The 18,155-nt window shown below is 50.1% G+C and carries 22 protein-coding genes and 2 pseudogenes; all 24 read left to right on the plus strand.

Going from position 1 to position 18,155, the window contains the following annotated elements; all coding sequences use genetic code 11:
- The first annotated feature begins 11 nt into the window (after positions 1 to 11).
- The gene (locus HMPREF9156_RS0100115; protein ID WP_231198110.1) at positions 12 to 686 is read left to right on the plus strand and encodes a hypothetical protein; all 675 of its coding nucleotides are present in this window, start codon (positions 12 to 14) and stop codon (positions 684 to 686) included.
- A gap of 44 nt (positions 687 to 730) precedes the next feature.
- On the plus strand, positions 731 to 1,411 hold the full coding sequence (locus HMPREF9156_RS06750; protein WP_017147323.1) for a hypothetical protein: 681 nt from the start codon (positions 731 to 733) through the stop codon (positions 1,409 to 1,411).
- 378 nt (positions 1,412 to 1,789) lie between these two features.
- A complete protein-coding gene (locus HMPREF9156_RS0100125; protein WP_381000604.1) occupies positions 1,790 to 2,047 on the plus strand; it encodes a DUF4244 domain-containing protein in 258 nt (85 codons plus the stop codon).
- A gap of 151 nt (positions 2,048 to 2,198) precedes the next feature.
- Positions 2,199 to 2,549 carry a TadE family type IV pilus minor pilin gene (locus tag HMPREF9156_RS0100135; RefSeq protein ID WP_017147325.1) on the plus strand — a complete coding sequence of 117 codons (351 nt, stop codon included), beginning with the start codon at positions 2,199 to 2,201 and terminating at the stop codon, positions 2,547 to 2,549.
- Positions 2,542 to 3,006, plus strand: a complete 465-nt coding sequence (locus HMPREF9156_RS0100140; protein WP_007148215.1) for an Rv3654c family TadE-like protein — start codon at positions 2,542 to 2,544, stop codon at positions 3,004 to 3,006. The genes HMPREF9156_RS0100135 and HMPREF9156_RS0100140 overlap by 8 nt, the downstream gene beginning before the upstream one ends.
- A 9-nt stretch (positions 3,007 to 3,015) precedes the next feature.
- Complete coding sequence (locus HMPREF9156_RS0100145) at positions 3,016 to 5,538, plus strand: DNA polymerase III subunit gamma and tau (RefSeq protein ID WP_007148216.1); 2,523 nt, start codon at positions 3,016 to 3,018, stop codon at positions 5,536 to 5,538.
- Positions 5,539 to 5,543: 5 nt separating this feature from the next.
- Positions 5,544 to 6,155, plus strand: a complete 612-nt coding sequence (gene recR, locus HMPREF9156_RS0100150) for a recombination mediator RecR (RefSeq protein ID WP_007148217.1) — start codon at positions 5,544 to 5,546, stop codon at positions 6,153 to 6,155.
- Between the two features lie 15 nt (positions 6,156 to 6,170).
- Positions 6,171 to 7,046, plus strand: a complete 876-nt coding sequence (locus HMPREF9156_RS06755) for an aspartate kinase (protein WP_007148218.1) — start codon at positions 6,171 to 6,173, stop codon at positions 7,044 to 7,046.
- 212 nt (positions 7,047 to 7,258) lie between these two features.
- Positions 7,259 to 7,840 carry an ACT domain-containing protein gene (locus tag HMPREF9156_RS06760; RefSeq protein WP_029246284.1) on the plus strand — a complete coding sequence of 194 codons (582 nt, stop codon included), beginning with the start codon at positions 7,259 to 7,261 and terminating at the stop codon, positions 7,838 to 7,840.
- Between the two features lie 73 nt (positions 7,841 to 7,913).
- A complete protein-coding gene (locus HMPREF9156_RS0100165; RefSeq protein ID WP_007148220.1) occupies positions 7,914 to 9,002 on the plus strand; it encodes an aspartate-semialdehyde dehydrogenase in 1,089 nt (362 codons plus the stop codon).
- Between the two features lie 113 nt (positions 9,003 to 9,115).
- Positions 9,116 to 9,235: pseudogene (locus tag HMPREF9156_RS07235) on the plus strand (phosphoribosylglycinamide synthetase C domain-containing protein); the annotation flags it as partial.
- Between the two features lie 96 nt (positions 9,236 to 9,331).
- On the plus strand, positions 9,332 to 9,598 hold the full coding sequence (locus HMPREF9156_RS07240; protein WP_267878471.1) for a phosphoribosylglycinamide synthetase C domain-containing protein: 267 nt from the start codon (positions 9,332 to 9,334) through the stop codon (positions 9,596 to 9,598).
- Positions 9,599 to 9,656: 58 nt separating this feature from the next.
- Entirely contained in the window at positions 9,657 to 10,895 is a 1,239-nt protein-coding gene (locus tag HMPREF9156_RS0100175) for an ATP-grasp domain-containing protein (RefSeq protein WP_007148222.1), read from the plus strand.
- A 41-nt stretch (positions 10,896 to 10,936) separates the two neighbouring features.
- Positions 10,937 to 11,446, plus strand: coding sequence for a helix-turn-helix domain-containing protein (locus HMPREF9156_RS0100180; RefSeq protein WP_007148223.1), 510 nt, complete (start codon positions 10,937 to 10,939; stop codon positions 11,444 to 11,446).
- Positions 11,447 to 11,463: 17 nt separating this feature from the next.
- Positions 11,464 to 12,000, plus strand: a complete 537-nt coding sequence (locus HMPREF9156_RS0100185; RefSeq protein ID WP_081482452.1) for an IS630 family transposase — start codon at positions 11,464 to 11,466, stop codon at positions 11,998 to 12,000.
- Positions 12,001 to 12,022: 22 nt separating this feature from the next.
- Positions 12,023 to 12,598 (plus strand): annotated as a pseudogene (locus HMPREF9156_RS0100190) (transposase); the annotation flags it as partial.
- A gap of 81 nt (positions 12,599 to 12,679) precedes the next feature.
- Entirely contained in the window at positions 12,680 to 13,570 is an 891-nt protein-coding gene (locus tag HMPREF9156_RS0100195; RefSeq protein WP_007148226.1) for a LysR family transcriptional regulator, read from the plus strand.
- 130 nt (positions 13,571 to 13,700) lie between these two features.
- On the plus strand, positions 13,701 to 14,150 hold the full coding sequence (locus tag HMPREF9156_RS0100200; RefSeq protein WP_007148227.1) for a flavodoxin family protein: 450 nt from the start codon (positions 13,701 to 13,703) through the stop codon (positions 14,148 to 14,150).
- Positions 14,151 to 14,276: 126 nt separating this feature from the next.
- Entirely contained in the window at positions 14,277 to 15,233 is a 957-nt protein-coding gene (locus HMPREF9156_RS0100205) for an alpha/beta hydrolase (protein ID WP_231198112.1), read from the plus strand.
- Between the two features lie 14 nt (positions 15,234 to 15,247).
- Positions 15,248 to 15,766, plus strand: a complete 519-nt coding sequence (locus tag HMPREF9156_RS07295; protein WP_007148229.1) for an iron-containing alcohol dehydrogenase — start codon at positions 15,248 to 15,250, stop codon at positions 15,764 to 15,766.
- Complete coding sequence (locus tag HMPREF9156_RS07300) at positions 15,735 to 16,400, plus strand: dehydroquinate synthase/iron-containing alcohol dehydrogenase family protein (protein ID WP_007148230.1); 666 nt, start codon at positions 15,735 to 15,737, stop codon at positions 16,398 to 16,400. The genes HMPREF9156_RS07295 and HMPREF9156_RS07300 overlap by 32 nt, the downstream gene beginning before the upstream one ends.
- A 24-nt stretch (positions 16,401 to 16,424) precedes the next feature.
- Positions 16,425 to 17,174 carry a flavodoxin gene (locus HMPREF9156_RS0100215; protein WP_007148231.1) on the plus strand — a complete coding sequence of 250 codons (750 nt, stop codon included), beginning with the start codon at positions 16,425 to 16,427 and terminating at the stop codon, positions 17,172 to 17,174.
- A 61-nt stretch (positions 17,175 to 17,235) separates the two neighbouring features.
- The gene (locus HMPREF9156_RS07305; protein WP_007148232.1) at positions 17,236 to 17,430 is read left to right on the plus strand and encodes an SDR family NAD(P)-dependent oxidoreductase; all 195 of its coding nucleotides are present in this window, start codon (positions 17,236 to 17,238) and stop codon (positions 17,428 to 17,430) included.
- A complete protein-coding gene (locus tag HMPREF9156_RS06775) occupies positions 17,361 to 18,014 on the plus strand; it encodes an SDR family oxidoreductase (protein WP_324602865.1) in 654 nt (217 codons plus the stop codon). Before HMPREF9156_RS07305 ends, HMPREF9156_RS06775 begins: the two co-directional genes overlap by 70 nt.
- Positions 18,015 to 18,155 lie beyond the last annotated feature (141 nt).

An 18,155-nucleotide genomic window follows, 5' to 3' on the forward strand; every position in this document is an offset into this window, starting at 1 on the left:
GGATATATAGTGTGGCCGTTTTATGTGCTGTACAGGTCCTGGTGCTGTGGAGGGATACTCCCGATCTGCGTCTGGCCGCCATCAGCAGGCATACCGGAAGAAATATTGCAGGAAGAGGCATAGATACTTCAGGCCGTCCGGGAAAGTCCCGCGGCCGGCAGGATATTGCGGATATTATTTCTGAGCTTATCTCACTGGTAAAGAATGGGAGCAGCCTGGTGGAAGCATGCGAAGAAGCTGGCGGAAGCTCTTTCGCGGTCCCGCAGATCACCCCCTCGCGTATCTTTACTATGCTCAGGCGCAGATGCAGCGGGTCTCAGCCATATTGTGCAAGGGTATCATTTCAGCTCTCATCCGCCTGCGAGCTGAGTGCCGTACTGGGATGTGCCGCTGCGAAATGCCTTGAATCAGTATCGGCAGACCATAAACGGTTCACTGCTGTTGAAGACAGGAAACATTCAGCGCTTGCAGTACCCCGTATGACGCTTAAGATCCTGCTGGCACTTCCTGCCCTTATCCTTCTCGGAGCACAGGCATCAGGTTCGCAGCCTTTCGCTGTCCTGTTTACAACACCGGTCGGATGGTCATGCCTGGCCGGCGCAGGTGTTTTTTATGGGATCGGGGCTGTATGGGTAAAATCGCTGATCCGCCATTTCCAGAAAGAAAGTGTGGAATATCTGACGTGACGTATTTTTTCTTAATTCTGGTCATATCGGTATGCGCGGGCTGTATGGTATCCTGTGCAGCTGCCCTGCGCTGCAGCACAGGCAGGAGGGCGGAAGCAGCGGTAACACGCATCCGGCAGCTGCATGCGGCAGCAGATAACAGCAAGGCTGTATCTGCCTATGAGAAACCCTCCGCAGCTTATGGAATCCGGAATCCGGCGGGCCTGCCGGATCTGCTGAATGTGCCCGGTATGACCGGATGGGGGTATCAGGGCCAGTCCGCTTTTGCTGCACCGGTTTTTCCAGTCCAGCTGATCCTTGAAATGTTTGCTGTTGCTATACAGCAGGGGTCCTCAATACCGCGGGCGCTGGAAGCTGTCGGATCCGTTATGGGCGATGGCTGCGGGCGGTGTTTTGCAGCCGTTTCTTCAAGCCTGTGCAAAGGCCAGTCATGGGATGATGCATGGGGTACGCCTGCAATAACCTTAAATGATATTGACAGCCAGATATGTGCTCTTATCAGGAAGGTCCTGGAACCGTCATGGAGGCATGGGGCTTCGCCGCTGATAAGGATTGAAACGGCTATTGATGAGGCCAGCCGCCGTGAGCTGCGTGCGGTGGACGATGCTGCGCATACCCTGTCAGTAAAAGTGCTGCTGCCGTTAGGCCTGTGTTTCCTTCCTGCCTTTGTGGCCCTGACTGTGATCCCATCCCTTGCCACATGGGTAAGCACTATGTGGAACTGACTCCGGCATCGTCGGCGGCGGATAGGAAAGGGCTCTGGTGTGCTGGCTGTGGTGGGTACAGCGGATACAGCGGGTACGGGTTCCCGCGGTAGGAATGGTTTATGCGCTTGCGTCATCTGGTGCAGATGCGGAGAGTACGGATGCCGTGCTGTATGGATGCAAAAAATATCCCATGTTATCCACATTCGACCACATTGCTGTAAATATATCCTGCTGCGCAGCTTATGCGAGCATACTGTATATACCGCACCAGGCAGGACATACTGGAAAACCAGGGCTATACCTGCCTGCATGCGATACGGCAATATACAGAACCCCCGGCCATACGTATCCGGGGCAGCAAGCAAAGGAAGAACTATGGAATTTATTACAACAGGGATGAAAGCCTCTCAGGGGCTTTCCGGTACAGGTATCAGGGAACCGCTGCCGGAGAAAATTGCAAAAGCCGTGTGCATGGCTGATGCCCGTGCCCGTACAGTACTGGATAAGCCTGAAGAAGGTATGGCGACAGCTGAATACGCAATAGTCCTGGTAGCAGCGACAGGCTTTGCAGGTGTCCTGGTCGCTATCCTGAAGTCTGATGCTGTAAGGGTAGTCCTGACAAATCTGGTGAAAAGTGCGTTATCCATTAAGTAACCCGGACCTTCCCTGCCGCTGTCCCCGGAGCCGCTGCCCGCGCTGCCATTGCCGGCAGTGCAGTACAGTGCAGACGCAGGTTTCCTGTAAAATGCGCCGGCGTTGCGGCTTGCTGCGGTGCCATGGCGCCTGCCGGAGTGACAGGGGGACTGTGACCGCAGAATTCGCCGTCATGCTTCCTGCGGTTATCGTTATTGCCATGCTGATACTTGTGCTTACAAGGCTGGCAGCGGTGCAGGTAGGATGTCAGGATGCGGCACGGGATGCAGCGCGTGTTGCACAGACCCTCAGCACGGCCCATGGGGTCCGCGGGCAGGATACCCGAATTATTTCAGCGGCCCGGCGGCATGCAGGCACATATGCATCAGTCGCCATATCGGAAGATGCGCAGGCGGTACGTATAGATGTAACATGCCCCGCTGGCCCGGGGCCGCTGCATATTTTCCCTGCATCCCTGCACGGCCATGCGTATGCAGTAAAGGCTGGTGATAGCTATGAGTGATCCGGCAACCACCAGGGTCCAGGCAAGTGAAACACCTGAGCAGGAAGTGTGCGGCTGCTTCAGGCGGCCGGCTGGGACTCCCCGGGGCCGCGGCCGTGACAGAGGGAGCGGCAGTGCTGCCGGGATAGGCCTTGTTGCGCTTGCTGCAGCAGGCCTGTTCCTGGCCGCCGTTCTGGGCAGTGCCTTTATAGCCCGTTCCCAGGCTCAGACAGCAGCAGACCATGCGGCGCTGGCGGGAGCCATGTATATACAGGATAAAGGTGCTGTATCGAGAGGGGAGGCCTGCCTGTCGGCAGATGCTGCGGCCCGTAATAACCATGCAGACCTTACCGGATGTATAGTCAGGGATAGTGATGTTACCGCGGAAACGGGTGTTTCGCCATTTTTCCGGTTCCTTCCCCGTATCCACGCGAAAGCCAAAGCCGGGCCTGTCGATTGTGTCTCAAGAAATGGATAGCCTAGTGGTATGGCACTTGCACTTTATAGGCGTTACCGTCCGGATACATTTGATGGCGTCGTTGGCCAGGATCAGGTAACCATCCCTCTGAAACGTGCTCTTGATGAGGGCAGGCTGACCCATGCCTACCTGTTTTCCGGCCCTCGCGGCTGCGGCAAAACAAGCTCTGCGCGTATCCTGGCCCGGTGCATCAACTGTGCGGAAGGCCCCACAAGCCATCCCTGCGGGAAGTGCGACAGCTGCAGGGACCTTGCGGCAAATGGGCCTGGCTCTGTTGATGTTATTGAGATCGACGCTGCAAGCCATAACGGTGTCGATGACGCCCGTGAACTGCGTGAGCGGGCAGGTTTTGCCCCGACCCGGGACCGCTACAAGATCTTTATCCTGGACGAAGCCCATATGGTGACCCAGCAGGGTTTTAACGCCCTGCTTAAAGTTGTGGAAGAACCCCCTGAGCATGTTATGTTTATTTTTGCCACTACTGAACCGGATAAGGTTATAGGGACTATACGTTCACGTACTCACCATTATCCTTTCCGTCTGGTTCCGCCTGAAGTAATGGCACCGTACCTTGAGGAGGTATGCAGGCAGGAGAAAATCGCTCCCGAAAATGGCGTGCTTAAGCTTACCATGCGCGCAGGCGGCGGTTCTGTAAGGGACACTCTGTCTGTGCTTGACCAGCTGATGGCAGGTGCTGCCGGCAATAAGATCACCTATGATTCGGCAGTTGCACTCCTGGGGTACACTCCCGATACCCTTATCTCTGATGCTGTTGATGCGGTATGTGCCGGTGATGGTGCACGCCTGTATGATGTTGTTGAAAAAGTTGTTGTAGGGGGTTTTGACCCCAGAAAATTTGTGGAGGACCTCCTTTCACGGGTACGGGATCTGCTTGTACTCACCCTGGCAGGGGATAATGCCCGGTCTGTACTCAGCAGCGATACGGGGGCAGGAAGTGAGGAGGCGCTCCACAGGCAGGCTCAGGAACTTGGGCTTGTGCGGCTGACTTCTATAGCCGAAATTATCAACGATGCTCTGGCGGGCATGTCAGGCGCTACATCGCCGCGTATGAGGCTGGAACTGTTAGCTGCGCAGCTACTGGTCCCCGGACGCGGTCCTGCCGGGGACGGCGGTCAGAGTATGGTGCCGTCCGGCTCCGATACCAGCGCATCTGCACAGCCGGGGGCGAAAGAGGCTCCCCGCGTCCAGCAGAGGCCTGCCGGGGCGAATACGGATCCGCGCCGCGGATATGTGAGGCCGCAGGAATACTCAAACCGTATAAAACAGCAGACGGGCTCGCCGGCTGCCGGGCCTGCCGCGCTCCCTGGCCAGGACCGGCCTGTTTCCGGGCGTCCTTATAACGGTGGGGTACGGGATCCGGAAAATGCCGGTCAGGAGGATACCGGCAGCAGTGTGGAGAGTTCCGGCGGCTTGAAAGGCTCGAATAGGCCAGACAGCACGAATGGCTTCCATGACGCAAACGGCTCAGGCGATTCTGACAGCCCTAATATCTCAGACAGGTCAGACAGCCCGGGTAGTTCCAGCAGTTCACCGGAGCAGACGGGGCCGGCCGATGCGTCGTTATTTACGCCTGACGCAGTAGCGCGCCAGTGGAAGGCTCTGGTCGCAGGGCTCCCGCAGGATATACAGGCGTATGTTAATGAAACCCATATCCCTCATGTGGGAGTACTTGCGAGGGGGGATATGCACAGGATCGTCCTGAGGTTCGCAGACCCGCTCAGCCAGCATGCCTTTGCACTTGGCGTGGCAAAGCAGGGGATCAATGGCCGCACTAAAGTAAGGGATATCATTGAGGATAAATGCGAAGAAGTATTTGGCAAGGGCGTTAAGGCACAGCCGGATAAGCTCACTGCCTCGGGGGATACCGTTACCCCGATATCCCGTATGAGCGACAAGGAACAGCAGAAGGTCAAAGCACAGATTGCGGCAATGGCTATGGCTCAGACCGGGGCCGGGGACGCTTCCCCCGTTTCCCGGAACAGCAGCAATACCCAGCCCGGCAAGGCGTCCCCCACAGAGATGGAAGATGTGCAGGATGAGGACGGAGATCCATGGGATACGCCGGTGGCGAAGCCGCAGGATGCCGTGCAGCGGAAAAAGGGAACCAGTGTGGCGTCTTCTGCTCCTGCAAAGGCGGGTTCTGCGGGAACACATAAGTATGGACCGCGCCGCGGCGGCTTATCTCCTGCGGGCAGTATAAACGCGGATACCGGGGAAAATACGGAAGCTGATGCAGGCGCAGTAAAGCCTGCAGGCAGCTCCCGGGCTGCAGCCTCCTCAGATACAGATGCTGCGGACAGTGCAAATACTCCCCGCAGTACTGATGGTGGCAGCACTGCAAATACGGGTAAAGCTAAAACTTCGCAGAGCGAAGCTGTGCAGCAGGCAGATTATGCTGACGACGATAAGCATGTAGACGGCCAGGGTAAGATGACAGTGGCTGAAGTTGCACGTATGTTCGATGCAAAAAGCGTGGAAACAATAGAACCCCATAATGGTGAAGGCGAGTAAAGATAATGCCAGCTGCATATGAAGGAGCGATCCGGGACCTTATAGACAGGTTCGCAGACCTGCCGGGAATCGGGCCGAAAGGGGCGCAGAGGATAGCATTTTATCTGCTGTCAGTGAGCCAGGAAGATGCGCAGGGCCTCGCTGAATCAATAACTGCCATGAGACAGAAAGTACAGTTCTGTGAGATATGCGGGAATGTCTGTGAAAAAAGCCCGTGTACTATATGCGCTGACCCTCGCCGTGACCGTACAAAAATCTGTGTTGTCCAGGAGCCCAAAGATATTATGAGCATTGAACGTACCCATGAATACAGGGGCGTATACCATGTGCTGGGCGGCGCGATAAACCCTATGTCCAATATTGGCCCGCAGGACCTCAAGATTGCTGAACTGCTTGACAGGCTGAAAAAGGATGAGAATAAGGATGTTGCCGAGATTATTTTTGCCCTTAACCCGGATATTGAGGGCGAGGCGACGACTACTTATTTAAGCAGGCTTCTGGCTCCGACGCAGATCACCCTTACGCAGCTGGCAAGCGGTCTGCCTATGGGGTCTGATCTTGAATATGCCGATGAGATCACACTTGGAAGGGCGCTTGCAGGCAGGCGGGAAGTTTAAGGCAGGCTGGGTGCAATGTCTCTTATCGTACAGAAGTATGGCGGATCTTCCGTTGCTGATGCTGATTCGATCAAACGTGTTGCCCGTCGTGTTGTTGAAACGATGGAGGCGGGGAACCGGGTAGCAGTCGTCGTGTCTGCAATGGGGGATACTACTGATGAGCTTATTGACCGGGCATCAGGTATTGATCCTGACCCTCCAGCGCGTGAGCTTGATATGCTGATGACTGCTGGTGAGCGCATCTCCATGAGCCTGCTGGCGATGGCGATCCATTCCCTGGGGCACCGGGCGTCATCGTTCACCGGGCAGCAGGCGGGCTTCCTCACCGATGCCCGGTATGGCGCAGCACATATACGCGCAGTGAGGCCCGGGCGGGTATCCCGCGCGCTGGATGAGGGGCGGGCTGCAATCGTTGCGGGTTTCCAGGGCATCAATTCACGCGGCGACACAACTACCCTCGGACGGGGCGGATCCGATACTTCTGCTGTTGCCCTTGCTGTTGCCCTTGGCGCGGATGTCTGTGAAATATATACCGATGTGGACGGTATCTTTACTGCTGACCCGCGTATCGTTCCGGCTGCACAGTGCATCCGGCATATATCGTATGAGGAGATGCTTGAATTTGCGGCGTCAGGATCTAAAGTACTGGCTCTGCGCTGTGTGGAATATGCCCGGCGGTTCGGCATGCCGATACATGTCCGCAGTTCCTTCTCCCATGATCCCGGGACCCTTGTTGCGGGGAGCATCCCAGGCAGATATGGTTCAGGCGCTGAGCCGGGTCCTGGTGTCATTGCCGGAGACACGCTTGAATACGGTGCGCAGGAGGATAAAATGGTAAAAGGAAAACAGGCAGATACAGGCAAGTATAGATATACAGATAAATACAGATAAACGAGGCAGGATATATGGGATATACAGGATACGGGGACAGCCGCGAAGATGCTTCCAGTGCTCAAAGTTTGTCCGGCGGGATGATTGAGGGTATGGCCGAGAGTACAGACGGGTCCGCAGGCAGAGGCCCGGATGAGGGCATGGATAAGGGTCTGGGCGAAAACTTGAGTAAAGATCCAAACAAAAATCTGAAAAAAGTTTCAGGCAGAGGCCTGAAGGGCGTATCCGGCGGGTCCCTTGGGGATATCTTCCCGGATCTTCAGGGTCCTGAATCCCCTGTTATTTCAGGCGTAGCCCATGATTCTTCGGAGGCTCTGGTAACGCTGCGGGGGATACTTGACGAACCGGGCCTCGCGGCACATGTATTCGCACAGTTTGCCAAGGCCGGCGTCAACATTGATATGGTAGTCCAGGCACTTGGCCGCAATGATAATGGTTCCCGGACAGCAGATATTTCCATCACTTTCCCCGAAGCCCAGATCGGTACAGTCAGGGAACTGGCTGAATCGGCTAAAGGGCAGCTGGGATACAGCTCCGCCGATGTTAACCCTTCTGTCGGAAAGGTTTCCCTGATAGGGGTAGGGATGAAAACCCATCCCGGGGTCACTGCCCAATTTTTTGAGGCCCTGAGCCGGGAAGGCATCAATGTGCTTATGATCTCGACCTCCGAGATCCGGATATCGGCCATTATCCCGCTTGATATGCTCGCCTGCGGTGTGCGCGCTGTGCATACTGCCTTCGGCCTCGACTCAGAAGGCACCCAGGCAATTGTGTATGCAGGTTCGGGAAGGTGACAGGGATGGCAGGGGCAGCAGGGATGATAAAGACGGTAAAAGTAAATGAGGCAAAAAGGATCGAGGCGGCATAGTGGTTCCGCAGACCGGACAGATATATACCCAGGTACACAGCCATGGCGTTGATCTTGCTGTTTTAGGCGCAACCGGGCAGGTTGGCATGGTTATGCGACAGATCCTTGCCTCGCGGGATTTTCCTGTAAAAACGCTGCGTTTTATGGCGTCTGCCCGGTCGGCCGGACAGAGTATCAGCTTTGAGGGCCATAATATTACGGTCGAAGACGTTGAAACAGCGGATCTGTCTGGTATAGATATAGCCATTTTTTCTGCCGGGAGCAGTACCTCACAAATATGGGCGCCGCGCTTTGCTGAGGCCGGGGCTTTTGTAGTCGATAATTCATCATGCTGGCGGATGGATAATGATGTGCCGCTTGTTGTGTCCGAGGTCAATCCGGACGACCTGGATGTGATCCCCAGGAAGATCATTGCTAACCCAAACTGTACTACTATGGCCTGCATGCCTGCGGTAAACGCCCTGCATAGGGCTTTTGGGCTGAAACGGCTTATAGTTTCCTCGTATCAGGCTGTTTCCGGAGCCGGCCGTGCAGGGGTCCGCCAGCTGGAAGCCGAAGCTGAGAGTGCAGTCGCACAGGGTGCGGAGAAATTAGTATATGACGGGCATGCCGTTGATTTCCCGGTCCCGGAAAAAGTTGTTAAAACTGTTGCGTTTAACGCCGTCCCTTTTATTGGTGCGCTGGCCGATGACGGCAGCGGGGAAACGGATGAGGAGCAGAAGCTGCGCAATGAGAGCCGTAAGATCCTCCATCTTCCGGATCTGCGCGCCTCATGCACGTGCGTACGTGTAGGGGTGTTTACTTCGCATGGCATGAGCGTTAATGCCGAGTTTGACAGGGATGTTACCGCTTCTGCTGCGCGTGAAGTGCTTTCCTGTGCTCCGGGAGTAAGGCTTATGGATGTCCCGACCCCTCTTGATGCTGCCGGCAAAGATCCGAGTTTTGTCGGCAGGATCCGCGAGGACCAGTCAGCTGCCGGCCACAGAGGGTTGTCGTTCTTTATTGCCAGCGATAATCTCCGCAAAGGCGCAGCACTTAATGCTGTCCAGATCGCTGAGATACTTGTCCGTAAATATTGGGCTCTATAATTTCTGTAGTGGGTAAAACTACTGTAGGGATTATGGAGTCTATTTTTTGTAGAAAAAAAGCCCCATAAGACCTATAATGAAAAAGTGACCAAACCCTCATTAGAAAGAATCTTATGGAACAATTAAATTTTATCACAAACATACTTGGAATGAATGACAAAAATATTATTATCTTAGATTATCTTGATGCTGGAACGCATAAAGAAGTCATTTCTAAGCTCGATTATCCTGCCTCGCCTGCCTCCGATTTTGCGCAAAATATCAGCGACATTCTGGATGGCAAGGAGCCAAACCTCACTTGGACAGAACAAGGCGTGACGCTGGGCGTCGTGGTTGCCTCTGAGGGCTACCCTCTAGCTTATGAAAAAGGCGTGGAGCTGCCAGAAAAGACTTCTGGCGACATCATCACCTACTATGCAGGCGCTAAGTTCGCTGAAAATGGCAAAGCTCTGCTGTCAAATGGCGGCCGTGTCTACATGCTGGTCACCACAGCAGACACTGTCAAAGCAGCCCAGGACAAAATCTATGCCCAGATCGCCCAACAAAACACAGACGGCCTCTTTTACCGAACCGACATCGGCAGCAAGGCACTATAAAGCGAGTCTTGTCCACTGTCTGATTAGCAGCCATTAGTGTAAAAAGAGGTGAATAAAAGTGAAAGATAGATTGCTATTTTTAGAAGGAGCCAGTCTAACTTCAAGGGAAACGCTCACGGTATTGCTGGCGGATAACTATAAGGTAGATGTACTATCTCCTGATAGGTTTTCTATTGCGGCATTCAGTCGCTTGACGCACATGCTTACAACAGTTGATGTGAATCGTTCTCCTTTGACCTATTTAAAGCAGCTTGATCAGTTGCTAGAAGAGAAGGACTATAAGGCTATCTTGCCAACCCATGAAGAGGGGTGGCTCTTAGCAAATGGAAAATCCCTCTTATCATCTGATTTACTGCTGGCTCTTTCTGAATCAGAGACTTTTCGGGAAGTGGTAGGAAAAATTGCTTTTGCTGAACTTGCGGATAAGTTAGGCTTGCCGGTTCCCAAGTGGGAGTATGTGAACGACCTGGAATCTATTCACTTGCCCTATCCGTATTGGCTCAAGGCCGATTATGGGACGGCTGGTCGCTCAGTTTATAAAATCACGAGTGATGCTGATTTGAAAAGCCTAGTAAAGCTTCACTTGCTTGACAGTGAAAGTTGGATGGCCCAGCAAGATATGGTAGGGCAATATGGTCAAGTTCAAGCAGTATTTAACTGTGGAAAATTACTGGCCGTGCACTCTAGTATAAAAGTTGGGTCTGGTGCTGGTGGTTCAGCTGCTGCCAGATTAAGTATAGACTCTGAGGTTACAAGAGAACACATTGAGAAGTTAGGACATCATTTAAAATGGCATGGTGGTCTAACATTGGATTTCATCTTCCTTAATCATCACTTCTATTATATAGAATGCAATCCCAGAATGGTCGAGCCGGCTAATGCTTATAAAGCAGGGGTAAATTTTCCCAAACTCTTGATAGAATTGGCCCAAAATAATGATTCACAACCCGATATTTCTGTAGGGAAGCCAGGGGTAAGAACGCATAGTTTATTAGCCTTAATCATTGGGACTGCTGAGAAAACGCAAAGCAGAAGAAAAATATGGGAAACGATCAGGCTGTGGCTGTTTAAAAGTGACAGTGATGAGGTCTTGACCCCGATTAGGAAAGATTTTCCAAGTATCATTCCCTTGGTTGTGATTGCGATTCGGCTACTGCTAAATCCCAAGAGTGTGAAAAAGCTTGTTGAGCATACCGTTGGCCACTATAGTGTGGCTCCTGCCACGATAAAAGCTGTTGAACAGCAGGCGTCGATGAAAACTATAGTTAACGGCATAAATAACTTTACTTTGAAGTAATAAGTCATATATGGTATACTTCTTTTAGGAGGCGCCATGATATGAACTCTCGTAAATATAATGTTGGTCGGGAAGAACTTCTTCGGCAAGGTAAAGAAATTATGTCGTCGTCAAATGAATCGCGTTATTATTTTCGTGTCTTTACCGTAAATATGGTTCTTTCCGGGTTGCCGCCATCTCAAATCTGTGAGATGGCTGGTGTAACAAAACAAGCCATTACCGGTTGGGTTAAGCTTGCCGATGAGCAAGGCTTTGATGCGCTAAAATCAAAAGAAAGATCTGGTAGACCATCAAAACTTACCAAAGAGCAGAAGGCAAGTATCGATGCAGCCTTGAATTCAGATCCTAATAAGTATGGATTCAAAGTTTGGGATGGACCAAGCCTTTCCAAGCACATTCAAAAGGAATTTGGTCTTGATATCAGCGTTCGCCAGTGCCAACGTTTGTTTCATCAGTTAGGCTATTCGCTTATCCGTCCTCAGCCCTATCCAAGCAAAGGATATGAGGATTCAAAGGAGCGGGAAACCTTTAAAAAAAACGAAACGAAATAGAACAAGACGATTCACAGTTGCTTGTATATCAGGACGAAGTCCACTTCCAGATTCAAACAACAGTTACTTCTGGATGGTACAAAAGAGGCAGCGCTCCGAAGGCAAAATCGTTTCCTGGGAGACAAAAAGCTTCTTATAGTGGATTTGTGCGGCCTGATACAGGCGAACTATTTGTGACAAAGCCAGCTCGTTTCAACTACGAAACAGTTATTGCGTCAATACGTGAATTCATTACTGCTCATCCGGTGCCCGAAGGCAAGAGATATGCTCTGGTAATGGGCAACGCACCATGGCACAAAAAGGTAATTCGTTTGGTTGAAACAGAAGAACAGCCAGAGTATGAGGATATCCGAAAGTCTGTTGCTTTTGTCAAATTGCCTCTTTACTCTCCTGACCTAAACCCTATAGAGCAGGTTTGGAGAATTACTCGTAGAGAAAATACACATAATGTATTTTTCTCAAATATTAAAAACCTTGCTGAAACGGTAGAAAACGCCTTTCTAGCCTGGGCAAAACCAAATCAGCAACTTGTAACATTATGTAGCTTTAAGTAAAATTACTTTTGTCGTTTACTATAAAATCGTTCTCGATCGCTTTCATATTGTCCAGCATCTCAGTCGAGCAATGAATCGCGTACGCATCAAAATTATGAATCAGTTTGATAGGAGATCGCACGAATATAAAGCACTGAAACGTTACTGGAAACTCATTCAACAGGATAACTATACGCTGAGCAGTAAACGATTTTATCGTCCAACATTTCGGTCGCATTTAACCAATAAAGAGATTCTTGAAAAACTTCTCTCTTACTCTCAAGATATTAGAGATCACTATGGACTCTATCAGCTTTTACTCTTTCATTTTCAAGAGAAGCACGCTGACTATTTCTTTGAATTGATCACAGAGTCCATTTTTTCTGTGAATCCTATCTTCCAGACCATTTTTAGGACCTTTTTGAGAGATCAGGATAAGATCATTAATGCACTTGAACTTCCCTGCTCAAACGCAAAACTTGAGGCCACAAATAACCTAATCAAAGTCATTAAGCGAAATGCTTTTGGCTTCCGGGACTTTGAAAATTTTAAAACGAGAATTCTCATTGCTTTGAATATCAAAAAGGAGAGAACCAATTTGGTCCTCTCCAGGTTGTAACTTTTTATCAACCCACTACAGTTGACAAAGAGCCACCTTTGGACGGTCGGAAACATAAAAAACAGGCGGGAGGTGATCGTGATGTACAATCCTCAACTTGAAACTTTCCTTCGTGTAGCGGATGCAGGCAGTTTTAATAAGGCTGCGGAGGAAGCCTATATTACGGCCACGGCTGTCATTAAGCAGATCAATCTTCTGGAAGATTCGATTGGAGTGAAATTGTTTGAGAGGACACACCGAGGGCTGATTTTAACGAAAGCGGGAAAATCTTTGTACCAAGATGCGAAATATATTATTCAATACTGTAAGGACTCTGTGACGCGGGCGAAAAATGCGATGCAGGAAGATAATGCCGTAATACGCATTGGGACTTCTCCTATGACACCGGCGCAGCTTTTGATGCAGATTTGGCCTCAAATTCAGGAACAATGCCCCGATTTGAAATTTCAAATTGTTCCCTATGAAAATACGCCGGAAAACGCCCGTGAAATTTTAGCCAATCTGGGAAAAAACATTGATGTGGTTGGAGGAATCTTTGATGAGACCATGCTGGATTTAAGGAGGTGCGCCGGTCTGGAACTATCCCGCGAACCTTTTTGCTGTGCCGTTTCCATTCACCACAGGCTTGCAGGAAAGGATAAACTACAAATACAGGATTTATATGGTGAGAACTTACTTCTGATGCACCGGGACTGGAGCCATTATGTAGATCAGCTCCGGGATGACATTTGGCGAAACCACCCGAAGATTCAAGTTGTAGATTTTGATTTCTACAATATGGATATTTTCAATCGCTGTGAAAACAGTTATGATGTTTTGCTGGCTATTCCGGGATGGGCAAATGTACACCCGCTTTTGAAAGTGATTCCTGTGGAATGGGATTACAGCATCCCATACGGCTTGCTCTATTCTCCACACCCATCCGAATCGGTGAAACGCTTTCTTTCAGCAACGAAAAGCGTCGTAAAATAGAAAAAATAGTTATAACCTTTGGGTAATAACTGATGAACAAATCGAGACTTCTGATGAAGCCTCGATTTTTTTATTATATAAGCAGGAACCACGGAATAAGCCGGTTTCAAAACTGCAAGGAGGATACAAAATGAGTATTTTATTTATCAATGGAAGCCCGAACAAGAATGGGAACACCACCCGCATGGCAAACGCACTGATGAACGGAAAGGATTACCGGACGCTTCATTTGGTGGATTATAGACTGTACGGATACGGGCAGAACTTTGCGGACGATCAGTTTGCTGAAATTCTGGAAGGTATGAAAGAGGCGGATACCGTTGTGATCGGTTCCCCTGTTTACTGGCACAGTATGTGCGGTTTGATCAGAAACCTGATTGACCGCTTTTACGGTCCGGTGAGTCAGGGAGAACTGGGAGGAAGAAAATTTGTCTTTCTGTTTCAGGGCGCTGCCCCGGAAAAATGGATGCTGGAAAGGGCCGAGTACACTATGAACCGTTTTGCCCGGATGTACGGTATGGAGTATGTCGGCATGGCAACAAACGAGGCGGAAGCGAAAAAATTATCTGAAAAGATATGATGCGCATCCTTTGCGAAAGGAGGTGGCAGAGTGAGAAACCTATTTCTGAGCATTTCGATTCTTTGCGTGCTCCTATGCCTTGCCGCGTGCAGTGCGAACGGGAATACGGACAATAGCCTTTCTGATGTGGAAAGCGTCGATGCAGCGCAGGAGCAGACACAGCCGCAGAGTGACCGGGAGGAAACGTCATTGCAAGTAATACCTGTCAGTGAACCATATACAAAAGATACAAGAATATCCGAGGTAATGAATGATCCTGCTTTTGGGGATTACGGCAGACTGATTTTCCCAGTAGACAGCGGCTATTACGGAGGCGACACGTTAGGCGGTTTAAGCCTTACCTGGTACAGCCACATAGATGCGGATAAAACAGTGGAAATTGCAAATTATCTCAAATCTCACGCCGAAGCCGGGGACACGATTTTCTATGACATTTACACGGAAGAAGAAAAGGCCGCAGATCCTGAAAAGGAGAATACAGGGCTGTTCTTCTTCAAAGGAACTCCCGGAGAAAGATTTGCCGTATGCAACGCAGGCGGTGGCTTTGCCTATGTGGCTGCCATGCACGACAGTTTTCCCCACGCTTTGGAATTATCGAAAAGAGGCTACAATGCCTTTGCCCTCATTTACCGTCCCGGTTGGGATACCGCCGTGGAGGACTTAGCAAGAGCCATCAGCTTTATCTTTGAAAACGCAGAGGAATTGGAAATAGACACCGACTGTTACTCCCTTTGGGGCGGTTCCGCTGGTGGCCGGATGACGGCTTACCTTGCATCCTACGGCCCCGCAGCCTTTGGTGGGGACGAATTGCCAAGACCGGGAACCGCAGTCATTCAATATACCGGTCATAGCGAATATACGCAGAATGACCCGCCTACCTACAGTTGTGTGGGGGATCGTGATGGCATCGCAAGCTGGCGTACCATGCAGAACCGCCTGAATGCGATGTCTGCTCTTGGCATTGACACAGAGTTTCATGTGTATGAAGGGCTGGGGCATGGATTTGGACTTGGCACAGGAACAGTCGCTGAGGGATGGCTTGATGATGCGGTGGATTTTTGGGAAAAACAAATGAACAAATAGGAGGATAACACAGAATGAACAATTTTATCTTTGAAAACAAAACCAAAGTTTATTTCGGCAGAGGCTGTGCAAAAGAATACCTGACCTGTCTGCTGAAACAGTACGGAAACAACGTCATGCTCGCCTATGGCGGCGGCTCCATCAAGAAAAACGGTGTTTACACAGAGCTTATGGGCTATCTGAAAGCTGCTGAAAAAACGGTAACGGAATTTTCCGGTATCATGTCCAATCCAACTTATGCAAAGGTGCAGGAGGGCGCAAAGCTCGTCCGTGAAAAAGGGATTGATCCGATTCTTGCGGTAGGCGGCGGCTCGGTTATTGACTGCTGTAAGATTATCTCCGCACAGGCAAAAACGGACGAGGATATTTGGAAGATGGAATTTGAGCATCATACCTATCCGTCCAGCTTTGTACCCATGATTGCCATTGTCACAGCATCCGGGACAGGTGCGGAAATGAATAACGGCGCTGTGATTACCAACGAAGATAAAGGCGGGGCTGTTGGGCGCACAGGCAGATATTGCCATGCTTGATCCCGCTTATACGATGTCCCTGCCTATGACTCAAGTAATCTCCGGGGCCTTTGATACGCTCAGTCACTGCATGGAAACCTATTTCGGCAAGCCGGAAGAAAACAATCTGTCCGATGATATGAACGAAGCAATCATGCGGAGCGTTATCCGCAATATGCGTGTCCTGCTGGATGACCCGCAGAATTACGAGGCCCGGAGCGAACTGATGTGGGCGTCTGCTATGGGAGAAAACAGCATTTTGAAGATTGGCAAAATTACCGACTTCCAGGCACACCAGATTGAGCATCAGTTAGGGGCATACACCGACTGCAATCATGGCCGGGGACTTGCGGTGATTCATCCGGTTCTCTACCGGCATATCTACAAAGAAGGACTGTCCCGCTTTGCCCGCTTTGCCGCCCATGTTTGGGATATTGATTCTTCCGGTAAATCAGAAACGGAAATGGCTCTGGCCGGTATCGACGCTTTGGCGGCCTTCATTAAGGAAATGGGACTGCCAACAACCTTCCGGGAGATGGGGATTACAGACACGCAGTGCTTCCAGGCAGTTGCGGACAGTACGAACGTAACGGCAGGGTGCTGTAAAAAATTGTCGCACGAAGAAATCTATCAAATTCTGATGGAAGCATTTTGAGAGAAATAATAGGAGGAATCTACTGTGAAAAAACTAACCGCATTGATTATGAGCTTGCTGATGATGTTCAGCCTGGCCGCTTGCAACAGCGGTGAAACTAACACTTCTGTTCCTTCTGAGACAGAATCCGCTGAGCCAGAAAGTGTCCAAACTTCCGAACCGGAAAGTACACCATCATCTGAGCCAGAAAACGAAACTGCTGGGGGCTCCGGCAGCAATACGCTGGTCGTTTACTTTTCCATGCCGGAAACAACAAATCCAGATGAAAGCAGCATGACAGAAGAAGAACGCAACAGTACCGTTATTATTGACGGTGAGGTGTTAGGAAATACACAGTATGTGGCCTATGTTATACAAGAGAATACCGGAGCCGATCTGTTCCGTATCGAGCCGGAGGTTCCTTATCCAACAGACCATGACACGCTGGTAGATCAGGCAGCGGAAGAACAGGACAACGGAGCCCGCCCTGCAATTAAAGATACGATTGAAAACTTCGACCAGTACGATACGATTTTTGTCGGCTACCCTAACTGGTGGAGTGACATGCCGATGATTCTTTACACGTTCTTTGATACTTATGATTTTTCGGGCAAAACCATCATCCCGTTTAATACCAACGGCGGTAGCGGTTTCTCGAATACAATCAGCATGATTGCAGAGTTGGAACCGGATGCGAGCATATATGAGGATGGTTTTACCGTATCCAGAAATAATGTGCAGGAGGCAGAGCCGGACATTCTGGCATGGCTGAATGAGCTGGGATATAGTAATTAAAAAACTTTATGCAGGCCGCAGCTAGGCGATGGCTGTGGCCTATACATTCAGGAGGTAACACATGAAAAGGTTAGAAAACAAAGTTGCTTTGATTACCGGTGGCAGCTCAGGAATCGGTTTTGAATCTGCCTGCAAAATGGTAGAGCAAGGTGCCGTTGTATATATCACAGGTCGCCGGGAACAGGCATTGCAAAAAGCTGTGCAGCAACTTGGGAGCAACGCTCATTATGTATGTGCCGATGTAGCTGCGATGTAGCTGTGAAACAAGATATGCTGCGTGTTTGCGAGGTTATTCAAAGCAAAGAAAAGAAACTGGATGTTCTTTTTGCAAATGCAGGAATTGGCAGATACATGAAGCTGGAAGAACTTACGGAGGAAGAAATTGACCGTACTTTTGATACGAATGTAAAGGGAACCATTTTTACAGTACAGACAATGCTTCCTATTTTATCAGAAGGAGCTTCGATTATTTTGAATACATCCATTACTGCTGAACTTGGTCTGCCTGATTTTTCTCTGTATGCTGCCTCTAAGGCTGCGGTACGTTTCTTTATCCATAGTTGGACGACAGATTTGAAAAGCCGACATATCCGGGTAAATGCTATAAGCCCTGGTGTAATTTCAACTGCCGCCGCTACTGGAGAATTGGGGAGAACAGTTCAGGAAGAACAAGAACTTCAGAAATGGCGCAAGTCACTTACTCCTGTTAGCAGAATGGGAAGTGTAGAGGATATAGCAAATGCTGTGATTTTTCTCGCTTCTGATGAGAGTAGTTTTGTGACGGGAGTAGAGTTGACCGTGGATGGTGGGATGAGCGCAGTATTTGCTAACCGGCTTTAACAGAGATTGTAGTTGTAACCTATGAGTATAAACTGGACAACCAAACGAGACTTCTGTAACTAGAAGTTCCATATTATGATAAAAGCATAAAGTAGCTTCTATCAAACAAAATTTTCAGTCTTAATAGAATAGAAAGGAAGA

This window comes from Scardovia wiggsiae F0424 (assembly GCF_000269605.1).
In the GTDB taxonomy this organism is placed as follows: domain Bacteria; phylum Actinomycetota; class Actinomycetes; order Actinomycetales; family Bifidobacteriaceae; genus Scardovia; species Scardovia wiggsiae.

What these genes read in the sequence shown, in the direction of transcription:
- HMPREF9156_RS0100125 (WP_381000604.1), top strand. Translation starts at nt 1,790, where the DNA reads ATGAAAGCCTCTCAGGGGCTTTCCGGTACAGGTATCAGGGAACCGCTG.
- HMPREF9156_RS06750 (WP_017147323.1), top strand. Translation starts at nt 731, where the DNA reads ATGGTATCCTGTGCAGCTGCCCTGCGCTGCAGCACAGGCAGGAGGGCG.
- HMPREF9156_RS0100180 (WP_007148223.1), top strand. Translation starts at nt 10,937, where the DNA reads ATGAACTCTCGTAAATATAATGTTGGTCGGGAAGAACTTCTTCGGCAA.
- HMPREF9156_RS0100200 (WP_007148227.1), top strand. Translation starts at nt 13,701, where the DNA reads ATGAGTATTTTATTTATCAATGGAAGCCCGAACAAGAATGGGAACACC.
- HMPREF9156_RS0100145 (WP_007148216.1), top strand. Translation starts at nt 3,016, where the DNA reads ATGGCACTTGCACTTTATAGGCGTTACCGTCCGGATACATTTGATGGC.
- HMPREF9156_RS0100195 (WP_007148226.1), top strand. Translation starts at nt 12,680, where the DNA reads ATGTACAATCCTCAACTTGAAACTTTCCTTCGTGTAGCGGATGCAGGC.
- HMPREF9156_RS06755 (WP_007148218.1), top strand. Translation starts at nt 6,171, where the DNA reads ATGTCTCTTATCGTACAGAAGTATGGCGGATCTTCCGTTGCTGATGCT.
- HMPREF9156_RS07295 (WP_007148229.1), top strand. Translation starts at nt 15,248, where the DNA reads ATGAACAATTTTATCTTTGAAAACAAAACCAAAGTTTATTTCGGCAGA.
- HMPREF9156_RS07305 (WP_007148232.1), top strand. Translation starts at nt 17,236, where the DNA reads ATGAAAAGGTTAGAAAACAAAGTTGCTTTGATTACCGGTGGCAGCTCA.
- recR (WP_007148217.1), top strand. Translation starts at nt 5,544, where the DNA reads ATGCCAGCTGCATATGAAGGAGCGATCCGGGACCTTATAGACAGGTTC.
- HMPREF9156_RS0100140 (WP_007148215.1), top strand. Translation starts at nt 2,542, where the DNA reads ATGAGTGATCCGGCAACCACCAGGGTCCAGGCAAGTGAAACACCTGAG.